At 60.0% G+C, this 16,592-nt stretch carries 15 protein-coding genes; 10 read left to right on the forward strand and 5 right to left on the reverse strand.

Going from position 1 to position 16,592, the window contains the following annotated elements; genetic code table 11:
- Positions 1-253 precede the first annotated feature (253 nt).
- The 7 genes from H8709_RS05750 to H8709_RS05780 all read left to right on the forward strand — a co-directional run bounded on the left by H8709_RS05750 (position 254) and on the right by H8709_RS05780 (position 4,460).
- Positions 254-616, forward strand: a complete 363-nt coding sequence (locus H8709_RS05750) for an MmcQ/YjbR family DNA-binding protein (protein ID WP_262397419.1) — start codon at positions 254-256, stop codon at positions 614-616.
- A gap of 481 nt (positions 617-1,097) precedes the next feature.
- Positions 1,098-1,715: a TlpA family protein disulfide reductase gene (locus H8709_RS05755; protein WP_262397420.1), complete on the forward strand. Its 618-nt coding sequence runs from the start codon at positions 1,098-1,100 to the stop codon at positions 1,713-1,715.
- A 2-nt stretch (positions 1,716-1,717) separates the two neighbouring features.
- Positions 1,718-1,858 carry a CD1871A family CXXC motif-containing protein gene (locus tag H8709_RS05760; protein WP_262397421.1) on the forward strand — a complete coding sequence of 47 codons (141 nt, stop codon included), beginning with the start codon at positions 1,718-1,720 and terminating at the stop codon, positions 1,856-1,858.
- Entirely contained in the window at positions 1,851-2,765 is a 915-nt protein-coding gene (locus H8709_RS05765) for a 4Fe-4S binding protein (RefSeq protein ID WP_262397422.1), read from the forward strand. The genes H8709_RS05760 and H8709_RS05765 overlap by 8 nt, the downstream gene beginning before the upstream one ends.
- A 112-nt stretch (positions 2,766-2,877) precedes the next feature.
- The gene (locus H8709_RS05770; RefSeq protein ID WP_262397423.1) at positions 2,878-3,234 is read left to right on the forward strand and encodes a DUF134 domain-containing protein; all 357 of its coding nucleotides are present in this window, start codon (positions 2,878-2,880) and stop codon (positions 3,232-3,234) included.
- Between the two features lie 3 nt (positions 3,235-3,237).
- The gene (locus tag H8709_RS05775; protein ID WP_262397424.1) at positions 3,238-4,077 is read left to right on the forward strand and encodes an Mrp/NBP35 family ATP-binding protein; all 840 of its coding nucleotides are present in this window, start codon (positions 3,238-3,240) and stop codon (positions 4,075-4,077) included.
- Entirely contained in the window at positions 4,074-4,460 is a 387-nt protein-coding gene (locus H8709_RS05780; protein ID WP_262397425.1) for a NifB/NifX family molybdenum-iron cluster-binding protein, read from the forward strand. The genes H8709_RS05775 and H8709_RS05780 overlap by 4 nt, the downstream gene beginning before the upstream one ends.
- A gap of 486 nt (positions 4,461-4,946) precedes the next feature.
- Here H8709_RS05780 and H8709_RS05785 read toward each other — a convergent pair whose 3' ends face one another.
- The gene (locus H8709_RS05785; RefSeq protein WP_262397426.1) at positions 4,947-5,834 is read right to left on the reverse strand and encodes an SPL family radical SAM protein; all 888 of its coding nucleotides are present in this window, start codon (positions 5,832-5,834) and stop codon (positions 4,947-4,949) included.
- A 347-nt stretch (positions 5,835-6,181) separates the two neighbouring features.
- Here H8709_RS05785 and H8709_RS05790 point away from each other — a divergent pair, with 347 nt between their 5' ends.
- Positions 6,182-6,976, forward strand: coding sequence for a ZIP family metal transporter (locus H8709_RS05790; RefSeq protein ID WP_262397599.1), 795 nt, complete (start codon positions 6,182-6,184; stop codon positions 6,974-6,976).
- A 250-nt stretch (positions 6,977-7,226) separates the two neighbouring features.
- Here H8709_RS05790 and H8709_RS05795 read toward each other — a convergent pair whose 3' ends face one another.
- The 4 genes from H8709_RS05795 to H8709_RS05810 all read right to left on the reverse strand — a co-directional run bounded on the left by H8709_RS05795 (position 7,227) and on the right by H8709_RS05810 (position 10,634).
- Positions 7,227-8,168 carry a helix-turn-helix transcriptional regulator gene (locus H8709_RS05795; protein WP_262397427.1) on the reverse strand — a complete coding sequence of 314 codons (942 nt, stop codon included), beginning with the start codon at positions 8,166-8,168 and terminating at the stop codon, positions 7,227-7,229.
- An 86-nt stretch (positions 8,169-8,254) separates the two neighbouring features.
- Positions 8,255-9,322, reverse strand: a complete 1,068-nt coding sequence (locus tag H8709_RS05800; protein ID WP_262397428.1) for a tetratricopeptide repeat-containing glycosyltransferase family 2 protein — start codon at positions 9,320-9,322, stop codon at positions 8,255-8,257.
- A 107-nt stretch (positions 9,323-9,429) separates the two neighbouring features.
- Complete coding sequence (locus tag H8709_RS05805; protein ID WP_262397429.1) at positions 9,430-9,867, reverse strand: flavodoxin domain-containing protein; 438 nt, start codon at positions 9,865-9,867, stop codon at positions 9,430-9,432.
- Entirely contained in the window at positions 9,864-10,634 is a 771-nt protein-coding gene (locus H8709_RS05810; RefSeq protein ID WP_262397430.1) for a phage Gp37/Gp68 family protein, read from the reverse strand. Before H8709_RS05810 ends, H8709_RS05805 begins: the two co-directional genes overlap by 4 nt.
- Before the next feature lie 138 nt (positions 10,635-10,772).
- Here H8709_RS05810 and H8709_RS05815 point away from each other — a divergent pair, with 138 nt between their 5' ends.
- Together H8709_RS05815 and H8709_RS05820 are read left to right on the forward strand one after the other, a co-directional pair.
- Complete coding sequence (locus tag H8709_RS05815; RefSeq protein WP_262397431.1) at positions 10,773-11,543, forward strand: MerR family transcriptional regulator; 771 nt, start codon at positions 10,773-10,775, stop codon at positions 11,541-11,543.
- 904 nt (positions 11,544-12,447) lie between these two features.
- Positions 12,448-16,371 (forward strand): GH32 C-terminal domain-containing protein, encoded by a 3,924-nt coding sequence (locus tag H8709_RS05820; RefSeq protein ID WP_262397432.1) that lies wholly within the window; start codon positions 12,448-12,450, stop codon positions 16,369-16,371.
- The last annotated feature ends 221 nt before the right edge of the window (positions 16,372-16,592 follow it).

The following is a 16,592-nucleotide window of genomic DNA, read 5'->3' on the forward strand; positions in this document are numbered from 1 at the left end:
TGCGGGGATGCCCCGGCGGAAACTCGCGCCTTGGGCAGGTCGCCAAGGGACAATTTCCTATATATTACCTATTGTACCATATGTTTTGCAATCGAACCATTGTAAAATTTACGCGAATTTTTCATTGGAATCTGTGAAATCACACAAAAATAGAAGGGAAGATTGATTTTATTCTGTAAATACTGCTGGAGGCTTGTCTTGCCACGGCCTCCATTTTTCCGTATACTGGACGAGGGAAAGGGGAATGCATGTCATGAAAACCAAAGAGGAGGCCGTCGGGTTCTGTCTGACCTATCCGGACGCCTACGAGGACTATCCGTTTGAGGGCGGGGAATGGACGGTGATGCGCCACAAGTCCAACAAAAAGTCCTTCTGCCTGATCTTCGAGCGGGAGGGGCGCATTTGGCTCAACCTCAAGTGCGAACCCATGCGGGCTGATTTTCTCCGCCGGGCGTATCTTGCGGTGATTCCGGCTTATCATATGAATAAGGTGCATTGGAACTCCGTCATCCTAGACGGCTCCGTGCCGGAGGAGGAGATCGAAAGCATGATCACCCACAGCTACGAGCTCACTTCCCCCCGGCGCCCGGCCCCCCGCCAAAAGGCCACCAGGTGACGGGCCCGGGAGGCGGCCCAGTTGCGCCGCTGGTGATGGGCTGGGGCTGGCGCCGCCGGTCCAAACCGTGAACTGCGAAGGGCCGCGCTCGGGCCGACCAAGCCATGTGGTCCGTCGCGTCTGGGAACTGTGCTGCGGGAAAGCCGGCCTTCGGACCGGACAAGCCGTGTGGCCGAAATGGTCCGCCGCGTCTGCGGATCGCACCACGCCGGGAGCAGGCCCCCCGCCCAATCGGGCCCAACGGTGGAAACCGCTCCTTGGCTTGTAAACTGCGCTGCGCTGAGAGCCTGCGCTCGGGCCGGGCGGGGCCACAGAGAAAACCGTCCGTCTGGCGCAAACCGGCGTGGGGCCGGGCGTCTGTCCTCAAACCGTACGGGCTCACTGTGACAAGGTCACATAAAGGGATTGCCGGAAGCCCTACAATAATAGTATAATATCCCCAATTCCGAAATGAAACCCCTGTTAGGAAAGGAGTTACCCCATGAAAACAAAACTGCTGATCGGAGTGCTTTGCCTCTCCTTTTTGCTCACCCTGTTCGCCGGGTGCGCAAAAAAGGAGGAGAGCTCCTCATCCTCCGTACCCCAGACGAGCCAGAGCGGCGAAAGCGGCGCTTCCAGCGCGTCCCAGTCCACCTCCGGGGAGGACATCGGCGACTTTTCCGCCGTGGATTTGGAAGGCAACACCGTGACCCGGGACATCTTCTCCGGCCACAAGGTGACGCTGGTCAACGTCTGGGCTACTTGGTGCGGCTGGTGCCTCAAGGAGATGCCCGAGCTCCAGGAGCTCAGTGAGGAACTCAAGGAAAAAGGCGTACAGATCGTGGGCATCGCCGCCGACGCTGGCACCGCGGAGGAGGTAAGCGAGGAGCAGCTGCCGGTGGTCAAAGAGGTACTCGACCAGACCGGCGTCACTTATCCCATCCTCATCCCCGATGCGGTCCTTTTAAACGGGCGTCTGAGCACCGTCACCGGACTCCCCGAGACCTTCTTTGTCGACGAAAACGGCAAGATCCTCACCGTGTTTAAGATGGGTTATCAGGACAAGGAGGGGTGGCTCAAGACCATCGACAAAGCCCTCAAACAGGTGGGGGAGGGATAAGCGTGAAGCGACGTTTCATCCTCCCCGGCATCGTCCTCACCCTGGGCGTCCTCATGATCGCGCTGGGAATCTATCGAGGGGAGATGGCCGTGGTCTTCCAAAAGGCCGTCAACCTGTGTCTGGAGTGTATCGGCATTGGCTAAAATCAAGCGGCAGCACAAGCGCCTGGGCGTCCAGACCCTGTGGGCGCTGGCGTCCAACAGCTATCTCATCGGGTTTATGAAGGGGAAGATCTACAAAGGCCCGATCAAAAACCTATGCGTGCCGGGGCTCAACTGCTACTCCTGCCCCGGCGCGCTGGGCGCCTGCCCCATCGGCGCCCTCCAGGCGGTCATCGGCAGCCGCAACTACAAGTTCGCCTTTTACGTGGTGGGTTTTCTCATGGCGGTGGGCGCCGTCTGCGGACGGTTTGTCTGCGGATGGCTGTGCCCCTTCGGCTGGATCCAGGAGCTGCTCCACAAAATCCCGTTCCCGAAAAAGATCCGCTCCTTCCGGGGGGACCGGGCCCTTCGATGGCTCAAATATGTAATTTTGGCCGTCTTCGTCATCCTGCTCCCCCTCTTTGTGGTGGACTTTCTCGGCCAGGGCAAGCCCTATTTCTGCAAACTGATCTGTCCGGCCGGCACCTTGGAGGGCGGGATCCCCATGGTGGCCCTCAACGAGGGGCTGCGAAGCGCCATCGGCTGGCTCTACGCCTGGAAAGTGGCCATTCTGGCGGCGGTGGTCTTCCTCTCCATCCTCCTCTACCGCCCCTTCTGCAAATACCTGTGCCCCTTAGGCGCCATCTACGGGGTGATGAATCCCATTTCCTTCTACCGCCTGCGGGTGGATGAGGAAAAATGCATCCGCTGCGGCAAATGCGCCCGGGTGTGCCCCATGCAGGTGGACCCGGTGCGGACTCCCAACGCCTTGGAATGCATCCGCTGCGACATTTGCCGGGACGCGTGTCCCACCGGCGCCATCTCCACCGGCTTCCGGGTGGGGGTGGACAGCAAGCGGCTTGTAGGCGTGGAGCTGACCATCGACAAAAAGGAAGAACAATCATCTTGACATATGGGCATATGCACGTTATACTATGTTTTAGCGTGCATATGCCCATATTTTGACGGCGCGGCACCCTGGTGGAAGACACTGGGAAGCGTCGGCGGAAGGGAGGCTTCCCATGCCAAAGAGTAAATGCAGGCGGGTCTGCGCCGAGCCGGAAAAATTCTGCTTTGTCCCAGAAAACGGGACGGGGGAGGAAAACCGGTTGAGCGTGGACGAACTGGAGTCCTTACGCCTGTGCGATCTGGAGGGGATGGACCAGGACACGGCCGCCCAAAGGATGGGAGTGTCCCGGGGAACCTTTCAGCGCATCCTGTACGCGGCGCGCAAACAGGTGGCCGACGCGCTGTGCCACGGCAAGTCCATCCGCATCGGCGGGGGCAATTATCAGGTGGCACAGACCGAATGCCAGTGTCCCGGCGTGTGCGCCCGGTGCAGATTTTTAAGCGATGAAAAACCAAAGGAGTTGGAATAATTCATGAGTGAATGTAATCACGATTGCGGCAGCTGCTCGGAAAACTGTGCCGAGCGGCAGAATCCCGCGGATTTCAAAGAGAGTCTCAATGAGATGAGCAGCGTCAAGAAGGTTATCGGCGTGGTCAGCGGCAAGGGCGGCGTGGGCAAGAGCCTGGTCACCGCCATGATGGCCGTCACCCTCAACCGCCGGGGCTACAACACCGCCGTCCTGGACGCGGATGTCACCGGGCCCTCCATCCCCAAGGTGTTCGGGGTCAAGGAGCGGGCCCAGGCCAATGAATTCGGCCTCCTGCCCGCCCGGACCAAGAGCGGCATCGACATCATGAGCATCAACATGCTCTTAGAAAACGACGACGACCCGGTGGTGTGGCGGGGCCCCATCATCGCGGGCACGGTCAAACAGTTTTGGACCGACGTCATCTGGACCGACGTGGACTATATGTTTGTGGACATGCCTCCGGGCACCGGCGACGTGCCGCTGACCGTTTTCCAGTCCCTGCCGCTGGACGGCATCATCATCGTCACCTCTCCCCAGGAGCTGGTGAGCATGATCGTGGCCAAAGCGGTCAACATGGCCAAGATGATGAACATCCCCATTTTGGGCGTGGTAGAGAACATGAGTTATGTACAGTGCCCCGACTGCGGCAAGAAGATCCAGGTTTTCGGCGAAAGCCACCTGGAGGAGGCCGCGGCCAAATACGATTTGCAGATTCTCGGCCGCATCCCCATGACGCCGGACCTGAGCCGGGTCTGCGACCAGGGGGTCATCGAGCTGTTTGAAGGCGACTGGATGGAACATGCCGCCGATGTCATTGAAAAGATCGAGGAGGATGCAGAGTGAAACTGGCGATAACCACGGAAAACAATCAGGTCTTTCAGCATTTCGGCAAGACCAAGACCTTCACCGTCTACACGGTGGAGGACGGCGAAATCAAGGGAAAAGGGCTGCTCAGCGCCGGGGACGCCGGCCACAGCGCGCTGGTGGATGTGCTCCGGGGCGCCGGTGTGGAGCTGCTCATCTGCGGCGGCATCGGCCAGGGAGCCAAGGACGCCCTGACTGCGGCGGGCCTTTCCTTTATTTCCGGCGCCGCCGGGGATGTGGACGCGGTGGTGCGCGCCTACCTGGCCGGGGAACTCCACGACGACCCCACTGCCCAGTGCAACCATCATCACGGTCACGGCCATGAAGAGGGCCACACCTGCGGTTCTCACGGCTGCCACTAAGAGAAGCAAAAGCGCCTCTTTCAGGCGAAAGATACCACAAAAGGATAAGGGCGGGAGCCATCGGCTCCCGCCCTTGTCCTTTTGTCTGTGTGCCACGCCGCAGAAAAGACCCCGGAGAACGCTTCCCTGAGCGCAAAGTGCTCGCCCCCATGGTGGGGCCTAAACCGTTATCCCGGCTTCGGCGGCTGCCGTAGCATGCGCCACAAGAGCGGCGGCTGGGTGGAAGCCAACCTTTTTCTGTTTCCTCCGGGGGCCGCTTTCATCTAAACCTTGCGATTTCGGGCGGGTCCGCCTGGGCTCAATAGCGCCGATGGCCGCCCGCCGCCCCGGCTTTGGAGGCTTCGTCCCAAGCCGCGCGAGGCCTTGAGGGCTTTTCGCTCTACGGGCGCCGAAAGACCGCCCGCCGCCCCCAGGAGATCGGCGGGCGGAAAGAGGCTCGCCGCCTGCCAGAATCGGCCCGGAAGGCGCGGGCTCCCGTAGTGCATCCTAGAAAAAGCGGAGCTGGTTTCCCTCATACCCCAGGCGGTAGGAACGGATGATGTCGGTCATCTCATAGAGCAGCCCCAGCCGCTCGCACTCCCGGCGGAAATAGGCCCAGAGCGTCTTCACCCGGGGTACGGCGCAGCGGTAGTTTTCCCCATAGCGCTTTTCGTAGGCTTCCCGCAGGCCCTGACCGGGAAAGAGCTCGTCCAGCTTTTGGTAGTACCATTCCCGCTGGTTGTAGCGCAGCGTCACCCCCAGACCCGGGTAGACAAAGCGCGCGCCGCTCTCCTTGGAGAGGCGCAGAATTTTGCCGATATTCTCCTCGCTGTCCTCCAAAAAAGGGAGGACCGGCATGAGCAGGACGCCGGTGTAGATGCCCGCGTCCGAGAGGGCCGCGATGGCGGCAAACCGGCGGGAGGAGGGCGGCGCGTGGGGCTCGATCCTGGCGCAAAGGCCGTCGTCGGCGGTGGTCACCGTGATTTTAGCCAGGGCCGGGGAGTGCTCCCTGATCTGGGAGAGGATGTCGATGTCCCGGGTGATGAGGTCGCTTTTGGTGGCGATGGCAACGCCGAAGCCGTAGGCGTCCAACAGCTCCAAGGCGTGGCGGGTCAGTTCCAGCTCCTTTTCAAAGGGGTTGTAGGGGTCGCTCATGGACCCGGTCCCCACCACGCCGGGTTTGACCTTCCGCCGGAGATCCCGGGCGATGATTTCCAAGGCGTTTTCCTTCACCCGCACCCGGTCGAAGTCCTCCACGCCGTAGCAGGCGCTGCGGCTGTCGCAGTAGATGCACCCGTGGCAGCATCCCTTGTAGATATTCATATTGTATTCGGTGCCAAACCAACTGCTGGATTTGGTCCGGGTGACGATGGTCTTGGCCGGAATTGTGTCCAAACCGTACCCCTCCTCTGCTTTTTGTGCGCGGCTCCCCGACGCCCCGAAAGACGCGGGATGCTAGGCTTCCGGGCCGGTGTTTTTATCAGTATAGCACAGTTTCCCTGACAGGAGTATGTCATATTTCTGCGTCCCCGCCCCGCTGTGTCTGAGAAAAACGGCCTGATGAGGAGAAAAAGAGATGCAAACGCGGCTAGAAAGAAAAAGATGGGGCAAAGATAAGAAAGAAGAGCGGCGTCCGCTTGACAGGGGCGGGGGAAAGACGCATAATATACTTAATAAGTCAACTTACGGCTGACAGAATGCCGGTATTTCCGGCAGAGATGGAGGAGGCGGCAAATATGCAGATGCAGACCGTATTGTCCGCGCTGGCGGGCACAGGCTTTACCTTTTTGATGACCACCCTGGGCGCGGCCCTGGTGTTCTTTTTCCGCAAGGACATTGGAACGAATATCCAGCGGATTTTTCTCGGGTTCGCGGCGGGCGTGATGATCGCCGCGTCGGTCTGGTCGCTGCTCATCCCGGCCATCGAGCAGGCCGAGGAGCTGGGGCAGATCGGTTGGATTCCGGCGGCGGGCGGCTTTGTTTTAGGCGGGCTGTTTCTCTATCTCTTAGACCATCTGCTGCCCCACCTTCACCCGGGCAGCAAGGACCCGGAGGGGATGCCCTCCTCCCTGCGCCGCACCACCATGCTGGTCTTCGCCGTCACCCTCCACAACATCCCCGAGGGCATGGCGGTGGGCCTCGCCTTTGCGCTATCGGCCCAGCAGACCGAGAACAGCGGCGCGCTTTTGACTTCTGCCCTGGCCCTTGCCATCGGCATCGGTATCCAGAACTTCCCCGAGGGCGCGGCCATCTCCCTGCCCCTGCGCCAGGAGGGAATGCCCGCCTGGAAGGCCTTTATCTGCGGCAGCCTTTCCGGTATCGTGGAGCCCATCTTCGGGGTACTCACCGTCTTTGTGGCGGGCACGGTGACGGGGCTCATGCCTTGGCTTTTGGCCTTTGCCGCCGGCGCCATGATCTATGTGGTGGTAGAAGAGCTGATCCCCGAAGCCCATCTGGGGGATCACTCCCACACGGGCACCATGGGCGTCATGGTGGGCTTCCTCGTCATGATGATCCTCGACGTGGCGCTGGGTTAAAAGAAAAGACAAACCGCCCCTCCGACCGGAGGGGCGGTTTTTTGCTTTTGGATGAAAGCTGACAGGTCCAGTCCGCGTGGGAGCGTTGGGCCGCTCCGCCGATGCTGACGGGCGGGTGCGGACCTGCCGCAGACTTCGCCCCGGCTGGCCGCTGGCGGCACAAGCTTTGACCGGCGCGCGGGGCTGGCGGCTCCGGTCTTGAGCGTCCCTCGCGTCTCCCGGCTGCCATAGCGCTCACGGGGGGATGCGGTCACTCCGCCGCCGGGTCGCCGCCGGGGGCCTCCTCGTAGAGGGCCAGCGTCCGGTGGAGGAGCGCCGCCAGTTCCCGGCGCAGCCAGTCCGGTTCCAGGACCAGGGCCCCGTCGCCGTAGGAGAGGAAGTATCCGGTCACCCAGTTGTCCATGGGAAAACAAGCGGTGATGAGGAGGGAGCCGTCCTCCCGCCGCTTGACCATCTCGGGGGAGAAGTCGTCCAGCACCCGGTAGGCAAAGTGGGGTGCGACCCAGACCTTCAGCCGGACGGTGGGCGGGGGATTCTTCCCGTCATAGGGGGCTTCCAGGGGCGGCGGAGGCTGAGGACGGGGGGAGAAGAGGGTGTCTGTCACCGTCAGATGGTGCAGGCGGCTGACCCGGAAGAGCCGGTAGCTTTCCCGCTTGAGACAGTAAGCTTTCAGATACCACACCCGGCTTTTGAGGCACAGCTGGACCGGTTCGGCTTCCCGCCTTGTTCGCTCCCCCACGGCGCTGTCGTAGTCGAAGAGGATGCGCCGGTGCTGCAAAATAGCGGCTTTGAGCTGTCCGAAGCGCTCCTTTTCTTCCGGGGAGCTGCCCCAATGGGAGAAATCCAAATCTAGCCATCCGCTTTCTTCCCGCTGAAACAGGGCGCTCAGCCGCCCCAAAAGCCGTTCCCCTTCCTGACCGCTGACGGCGTGCAGGCCTTCGAGGGCGGAGAGGATCTCCGTTTGCTCCTCGGGGGAGAGGAGGGATTTGTTGAGGACGAAGTCGTCGAGGAGGGCGATGCCGCCGCCCTTTCCCTTGACGGTGTAGATGGGGATCCCCGCCGCCGAAAGGGCGTCGACATCCCGGTAGATGGTCCGCTCGGACACCTCGAAGCGCTCAGCCAGCTCCCGGGCCGTCATCCGGCGGCGTCCCAAGAGGAGATAGACCATCTCGAAGAGGCGATGAATCTGCATGGGGGTTCCTCCTTCGGCGTGGATTTTCTGCTTGTTCCTATATCATACCATAAAAAGCTGACAAATACCTGTCAGCTTTTCTCTCCTTATTTTCCCGCAAAATAGGCGCGATTGTGGAGCACCGCCGGGGCGTCGGGGTGGATGGCGGCGGCTAATTCGTTGTAGGCCTCCGCTTTCTGCCGGTGGCCCAGCCGGTCGTGGCAGACGCACAGTTGGAGGTAGGGGATAAAATCATAGCAGTCGGGGAGGACAAAGGCCCCGCTGGCGTCGTCCCGGGTGCGGGTGGCGGCCAGCTCATACCAGAAGACGGCCGCTCCATATTGGGCCCGCCCCATCAGATGCGCCCCGATGTCACAGCAGATTTCCGCCCGGGGGCTGTCGTATTCCAGACTGCGCCAGAGGGCGCGCAGGGAGTTTCTTTCGTCGCCCACGGCGTCATAGCAAAGTGCCAGATGGCGGCAGGCGTCGATGTTGTTTTCCACCCAACCCTTACCGCCGTCCAGGAAAGCGGTGAAGACCGCGATGGCCTCGGGATACCGGGCGTGGTAATAAAGCTCCCTGGCGTAATAAAACTGCTGCCGGGGCTCCAATACCTTACCGCGCCTGAGCATCCCCTCAAAGATGCGCAGGTTCCGGTCGGGGTCGCCGGGGCCCTCCTTGCGGTGGGTCACCGCGATGTCACAGTGGAGCACCTTCCCCGCCGGGACGATCACCTCGTGGATTTCCCCCACCCAGGGGAACGCCCGGTCCCGGCGGATGAGCCGTTCCCGGTAGTAGGAAAAGGTGGGATGGCCTCCCTCGTCGAAGGCGGTGTTATATTTCATCATGACCATGTCGACTTCCGGGTCCAAGGTTTCCTTGAGGGCGATGAGCTTCTCCCGGTCCTCGGGCAGCAGGACGTCGTCGGCGTCCAGCCACAGGCAGTAGTCCCGGGTGGCCTTGGAAAAGGAAAAGTTCCGCGCCGACGCAAAGTCGTCGGTCCAGGGAAAATCGTAGACCTTGGAAGTAAAGGCGGCGGCGATCTGGCGGGTTTTGTCGGTGCTGCCGGTGTCCACCACCACAATTTCGTCGGCGATGTCCCGCACGCTTTCCAAACACCGTCCCAAAACGTCCTCCTCGTTTTTGACAATCATACACACACTGATGCTGATCAAATGGCGTCTCTCCCGTTCTATCGCTTTTCCACCATCCTATGCGCGGGATCTTACGGGCTCCACAAAAACGGGGGGAACCGTCAAGGTTCCCCCCGTTTTGCCGTATTCTATGCTTCCCCGTCCGACAGGGAAGCGGCGCACGCTTTGGCAAAGGCCGCGGCGGCGGAAAGCTCCTCGCTGTTGGGGTGTCCCATCCGGCACACCAGCAAAAAGCGGCCCAAGCAGGAAAATTCCTCTTCCAGCACCGGGATGCCCTTCTCCTCCAGAATCTGTCGCAGGGGACCGCTGGCCGCAGCGCCGGTGACGCTGGTGGTAAAGAGCGCGGCTTTCTTACAGCGCCCGGGGTCGAGACTTCTGGCAAAGGCCTCGATGTCGGGGGAGAGGTTCCCGCCGTAGACGCCGCTGCCCAAAAGGAGCAGGTCGGCCTCCACTTGGCCCGCCTCCTTGGCGGGGAGGGCCCGGGTCCCCAGGGCCTCGGCCATGGCGTTTGCCACCTTCTTGGTTTTTCCGGTCATGGATGCGTAAATGACGGCTGTATTCATCATGTGTCTCCTCTTCTTTTTCGGTCTTTGTCCCCGATGGCCTTGGTGCTCATCGGATAGGGGTAGTCGATACCGGCCTTTTTGGCCTGGCTGTGCTGGTACTCACGGCGGATGCGGTAGAGCCGTCCGTCCTTGATGAGCCTGGCGCCGGTCTGCTTAAAATGGAAGGGGATTTCGTGCTGGATGCACTGTCCCCGCAAATCCAGAATCCAGTCGAAGTCGCAGGGCCTGGCGTCGCTGCCCGATTCCCCGCCCGCCACCAGCTCTTCCACCCAGTCCCCCAGATAGGGGCGCAGGTTCACCCGCTCGAGGAGGGGCTCGCAGACGATGATCTTGTGGCGGATGGGGGCGGCCCGGTAGAGGGGCAGGCGATAATCGGCCCGGTCCTGGTTCTCCACCGTACAGCAGATGGTGACATTGGGGTACCCGTCCCCCCAGTCCTCCGGAATACAGTCCGCCAGGCGATCGATGCGCTTGGTAATCATGAGAAAGTGGAGGTCTTCCCGCTCCCGCATCATCCGCCAGGCCTCTGCGCGCCACTCGTCGGCGTCCTCCACAAAGAAGTCGGAGGAAAAGCAGGTGTACACCATCTCGCCCGGCGGGATTTTATATTCCCCGTTTTTCTTTCGCTGGATCGGGAGGCGGGAGGAGGAGGTCTGGGTCACCACCGAGCTGTCCCGGTTGTAGTGGGCGTCCATGCGGTAGACATAGCAGTGCCGGCATCCGGGGCTGAGTTTGTGGCAGCCGTGCCACGGATTCCATTGGGCCATGCGCTCCCCTCCTTTTTCTGCTATTATACCATCAAAGGGCTTCCTTCGCAGCCTCAAAGTCAGTGAGACAAAAAAATTTACAAAACCCCTTGACTCTCACGCTACGTCATAGGTTATCCTAAGGACAAAGGAAGGGTGATGGACATGAAAAAAACCGTCCGACAATTGGCAGAGCTCTCGGGCATCAGTGTGCGCACACTGCATTATTATGATGAAATCGGCCTGCTTTGCCCCAGCGAACTGACCGAAGCGGGCTACCGGCTGTATGACGACGCGGCCCTCCTACGCCTGCGGCAGATTCTCTTTTTCCGGGAGCTTGGTTTCCCCCTCAAAGAGATCGGCGAGTTTTTGGACAGCCCCTCCTTTGACGAACGCGGGGCTTTAGAAAACCAGCGGGATTTGCTGCTGCTCAAGCGGCAGCGGCTTGATGGCATCATCGGCCTTGTGGAACGACTGCTGAAAGGAGAACAGATGACCGATATGAAAGCATTTGATCAAAGCGGCATCGAGGCCGCCAAACGAAAGTACGCAAAGGAAGCGAAGGAGCGCTGGGGCGGCACCGACGCCTATCAACAGAGCGAGGAGCGCGCCGCCCGGTACACCCCCGCCGACTGGGATAAAATCCAGGCGGGCATGGACGAGATTTTCTCCGCCTTCGCCGCGCTGCGGGGACAGGACCCGGGCTGTGAGGAGGCGGAAAAGCTGGTCCGCCGCTGGCAGGACTTTCTGACGGAGCATTTCTACGACTGCTCCGATGAGATACTCCTGGGGCTCGGGGAGATGTATGTGGGAGACCAGCGCTTTTTAAAGAACCTGGACACCCGCTACGGCGAGGGAACCGCCGCCACCATTTCCGCCGCCATCCATGCCGCCTGCGGCGACGTTTCCGACACGGGAAGCCGCGACTGAGCGCGACGGCAACTTAAAACGCGTGTGACGCGGCGGCGGCAAGCTGCCGCTCCCATATCGCGCTGTGCCGCGACGGCAGCTTAAACGCGAGCCACGCGGCGGTAGTATGGATAAAACCGGGTACGCGTCAACCCCCAGCGGTAGCTGGCCCGTCCCGGCAGGGACCACCTGCGGTGGAGCAAGCCGCGACTGAGCGCGACGGCAACCCAAACGCGTGTGACGCGTCGGCGGCAAGTTGCCGCACCCATATCGCGCTGTACCGCGCTGGCAACTCAAACGCGAGCCACGCGGCGGTAGTTTGGATAAAACCGGGTACGCGTCAACCCCCCTGCGGTAGGCGGGCATGACAAACGGAGCGGCGTGTGGTATACTCATGGGGAAAGGAAGGATGATACCCCATGAAAAAGTTTATACCCATGGAAAAACGCAGCAAGCGCGAACAGCGCGAGTGGCACAAGGCCCGGAGGAAGACCTGGGGGGAATTGAGCCCCGTCACCCGGAGACCGGAAAATCCAAAGGCCTACAACCGCAAAAAGACTGGACGAAATCGAGATGATTTTGGCCAGTCTTTTTCTTTTGTCCGCGCGCGGCTAGGCCCATGGCGTTCCCAGGGCAGGCCCCGCCTTTCCCACCTGTACGGGCCAAATGCGGACATGTTGGGGCCATGTCTTCTTTTTATGTACCAATTTTTTACTCTTCTGCTAGAGAAACCATGAGCCTTTCAGCGTATTTTACAAAAATTTTAAACAACTTTCTATTCATTGCGGGTATATGAAGAAAGTGTTATGATATTAAGTACAAATACTTTGGGGAGTGGAATGGTTTTCTTTTCTTACCATTTCCCGCGCCCGGACTTTTGCATTTGGGTGCCTGTATGTTTTAGAAGAAGAAGGAGTGAAGTAAAATGCAAAACCTGAGGAAAAGAAGAGGCAGCCGTCTCTTCGCGCTTATCCTGGCGCTGAGCATGGTGGTGACCATGTTCGTCCCGCTCCAGGCCTCCGCAGCGGGGAATTCTCTGGGTAATTTAACCGGCGACTACAAGGTCGAAGGGGACGCGGTCATTGCCAATGCGGCTACCGGCAACAACTTTGTCATCTCCGACACCTACGCCGAAACCTTTATTTTTGAAGCCGATATGAGCTTTGTCAGCGGCGGCACCGGCGGCCTTCTCTTTAATACGGCCGGCCCCAATGACCCGGGCGCCGATTGGTGCGCTCTGCATATCGGCAGCGGCAGCGCCCGGCTCTTCTGCGAGGGCAATCATCTGGATACAGTGAATGGCCTTGAAGTGGTCGGAGGCCTGCCCGCCGGCGCGGCAGCGCCCTACCAGCTCAAACTTGAAGTGAGCAAGACCAACATCAAGGTCTCGGTGGATGGCACCATTGTCATCGACAAGGATTATACCGGCCTTAGCGGCGGCTATGTAGGCTTTATGTCCTATGGAAGCGCCATCAAGTTTGAAAACATCAAATTTACCGACACCGCTACCCCTCCTTCCGAGGTATTGGGAAAACTGAGCGGCAACTATTTTTCCGTGGACCCCGATACCGGGGCTGTGACGGTCGAGGAAGTCCCCGCGGAAGTCGGAGACAAGAATAACTTTGTCGTCTCCGAGACCTTCTCCAAGGCCTTTGTCTATGAGGCGGACATGACCTTCTTAAACGGCGGCACCGGCGGCCTGGTTTTTAACTGCGCCACCTCCACCAGCCAGGGAGGCGCTTGGTGCGGCTCCTGTGTCCGAGGCGGGTCCGAAATCCGCCTGTTCTGCGAGGGCAACTGGGGGGACAAGGAAAACGGTCTGGACGTCTTCCTCCCGCTGCCCGAAGACGCGACGCAGCCCTATCATCTGCGCCTGGAGGTCACTCCCGAAGGGGTGATGACGGTGGATGTGGACGGAAAGCGGGTCATTGAAAAGACTTACCAGAATAAAATCATCTCCGGCGGCTATGTGGGCTTTATGACCTGGAACTCCTCCGCCAAATTTGAGAACGTCAAGTTTACCGACAACACCCCGCCCATCGTCCCCAATTTTAAGACCAACATCGAGGGCTGGGCCGGTCAGACCGGCGAGTGGAAGGCGATGGAAGAAGGCTACCAGGGCTCCGGCGCCAACAATTTCGCGGCCTTTTCCACCACAAGCGCCAAAAACTTTAGCTATTCCATGGACCTGACCTTCTCCGGCGGCGGCGCGGGCGGCCCCATCTTCCGGGCGAAGCCGGACGGCACCGCTTACTATATCGCCACCCTCTCCCGGGGCGGCACCGCTCGGATCCTGCGCTTTACCCAGGATAAAGCGGGCAAGGTCACCGGCGAAAGACAAATCGGCGGTACCTACAACCTGCCGGAAAACAAAGAGACCTACAAAATCCGGGTGGAAACCTACGGCCCCTCGGTGAACCTCTATGTGGACGACATCCTGGCGGTCACCGGCTCGGACGACGAGCTGCTGGAGGGCGTGTTTGGACTCAACCTCTTTAACTGCATCGCCACCTATCAAAACGTCTACTATGAGGAGAAGGACCCGTCCTCCGTCTCCCTGCTCACCGGGCTCAAAGCCGAGGGCGTGACCTTCACCCCTCCCTATTCCCCCGACGTATACAGCTATAAGGGCTTGGTCCCCTTCTCCACCGATAAAATCACCCTGACCCCCACGGTCTCCGGGGAGGGCGACATCACCATCGCCGGCTTGAAGGCGCAAAACGGACAGCCCTGCGAGGTGCCGCTGGAAGTGGGAGAGAACGCTTTCACTATCTCAGTCAAGGACAAACAGAGCGGTTTTGTTTCCTCTGTCAATTTCAAGATCAAACGGCAGCAGGACCCCGAGCTTGCTTACCGGGAAAAATACCGCAACCAGTTCCACTTCTCTGAGGAAGCCAACTGGATGAACGACCCCAACGGACTCATGTACGACGCCACCACCGGGCTCTATCACATGTACTATCAGTACGCGGCCGGCGAGGGCACCACCTGGGGCCACGCCATCTCCACCGACCTGGTGGCTTGGACCGAGCTGCCGGTGGCCATTCCCGTGGACAGCCTGGGCAACATCTGGTCCGGCTGCGGGATTATTGATGAGAAGAACACCAGCGGGCTCTTTGATGAAAGCACACCGCCCGCCTCCCGTCTGGTCGCCATCTACACCAACCAGGGCGGCGACGAGACCTACGGCAATCAAAAGCAGTCCCTAGCCTATTCCACCGATTACGGTACCACCTGGATCAAATATTCCGGGAACCCCGTCATCAAAAACGAGGGCAACAAATACGGCGAAGGTTTCCGCGACCCGAAGGTCCAGTGGATTGAAGACGCTTCCCACAAAAACGGCGGTTTCTGGCTCATGATCGTGGCCGGCGGCCGAGGCAGAATCTTCACCTCAGATAACCTCATCGACTGGACCCTCAACGACGAGCTTGTCTATCACAGCGGCGGCGAAATCCACTCCGAGTGCCCCGACTTCTTCTGTCTCCCGGTCAACGGTGACCCGAGCAATCTCAAATGGGTCTACACCGGCGGCGGCACCTTCTATGTGGTTGGTGATCTGGTCAAAGGAGCGGACGGCCTTTACAAATTCAAGGCGGAAACCGACAACATCGCGCCGCTTTATACCGGCGGCGACATGTACGCCACCCAAAGCTACTTTAACGACGCCAAGGGCGGCCGCCGCATCCTGGTCAGCTGGATGGTGGACCGCTTCCAGAGCCCGGCGGACGGCAAGGTTTGGCAAGGCGCCCAGTCCCTTCCTCTGGAAACCACCCTCAAGTACAAAAACGGCCGGTATCTCCTCAATTCCTATCCCGTGGAGGAGGTAGACTCCGTCCGTAAGGACCTCATTTACTCCAAAGAAAATATCACCGTCACCCCGGATACGGAAAATATTTTAAAGGATGTCAGCGCCTCCCTGTGCGATATCGAAGCTACCTTTACTCCCGAGGGGGCCTCCTCCTTTGGATTTAACCTGCGCACCAAGGACGATCAAAAGATCGTCGTCACCTACAACACCCAGACCCAGCGCATCTCGGTGGACCGCACCCACTGTGCCCGTACCGACATCACCAGCGGCATCTATGACATGGCGCTCGTACCCATGGACAATGGCAAGGTCAAGCTGCGGGTGCTGGTGGACACCTCCATCATCGACGTTTTCGGCAACGATGGGGAGTCCTCCACCAACTGCTTCTATTATGTGGATCCCGAAAACGCGGGTATGGAGTTCTTTACCGTGGGCGGCAATGTGACCGTCGACTCCATGAACATCTATTCCATGAAATCTACCTGGAGAGAGATGGAGCGCCCGGGCATCCCCGAGGTTCCCGACCACACCGACGCGGCGGTCATGACCGATATTTCCCTGTCTGAGGGCACCCTGACGCCGTCCTTCTCGAAAGATGAGAAAAACTACACCGCCGAAGTGGCAAACGCCGTCGATACCATCCGCGTCACCCCCACCTTCACCGGGGACGGAAAGGTCTATGTGGGCGGTAAAGAAGTGGCAAACGGCGCGGCCTCCGACGAAATTTCCCTCAAAGAGGGCGCCAACACCATCTTGGTACAACTGACTTCCAATAACGGCGAAGAGGTTACTTACACCATCGTCGTCACCCGTCTGGGCGCCGGCACCGAGCCGACGACCAAACCCAATAAACCCGGCAAACCCACCACCCCCGGCGGTTCGGGCAGCGATTGGAAGTGGCCGGAAGGCTCCGGCAGCGCCACCGGCGGCAAGCAGAACCCGCAGTCGGGTGACCATAGCGCCCTGCCTGCGGCCCTGGCCTTACTAGCGGGAGCGACGGTTGTGGCCGTAGCAGTCACCCGTAAAAAACATAGGTAACTCCTTCATTTCCTAACTTCATTGGGGAGGGACCAGGCGGAAGCACCGCCTGGTCCCTCTTCCCGTTTGTTCGTGCGTCAGGGGTTAAGCGCAGGGGGACGGAAACCCCGCGCATTGGGTTTATGTTGCGGCGTGGCCAAAGCACGAAGCGCACTTGCGCATAGTTTCGCTTTCGTTATGAATGGGTTTTCGGACCCTGTGGGCTGCCACCCGGCCATCGA

The sequence above is a fragment of the Zongyangia hominis genome, assembly GCF_014385095.1.
GTDB lineage: Bacteria > Bacillota > Clostridia > Oscillospirales > Ruminococcaceae > Zongyangia > Zongyangia hominis.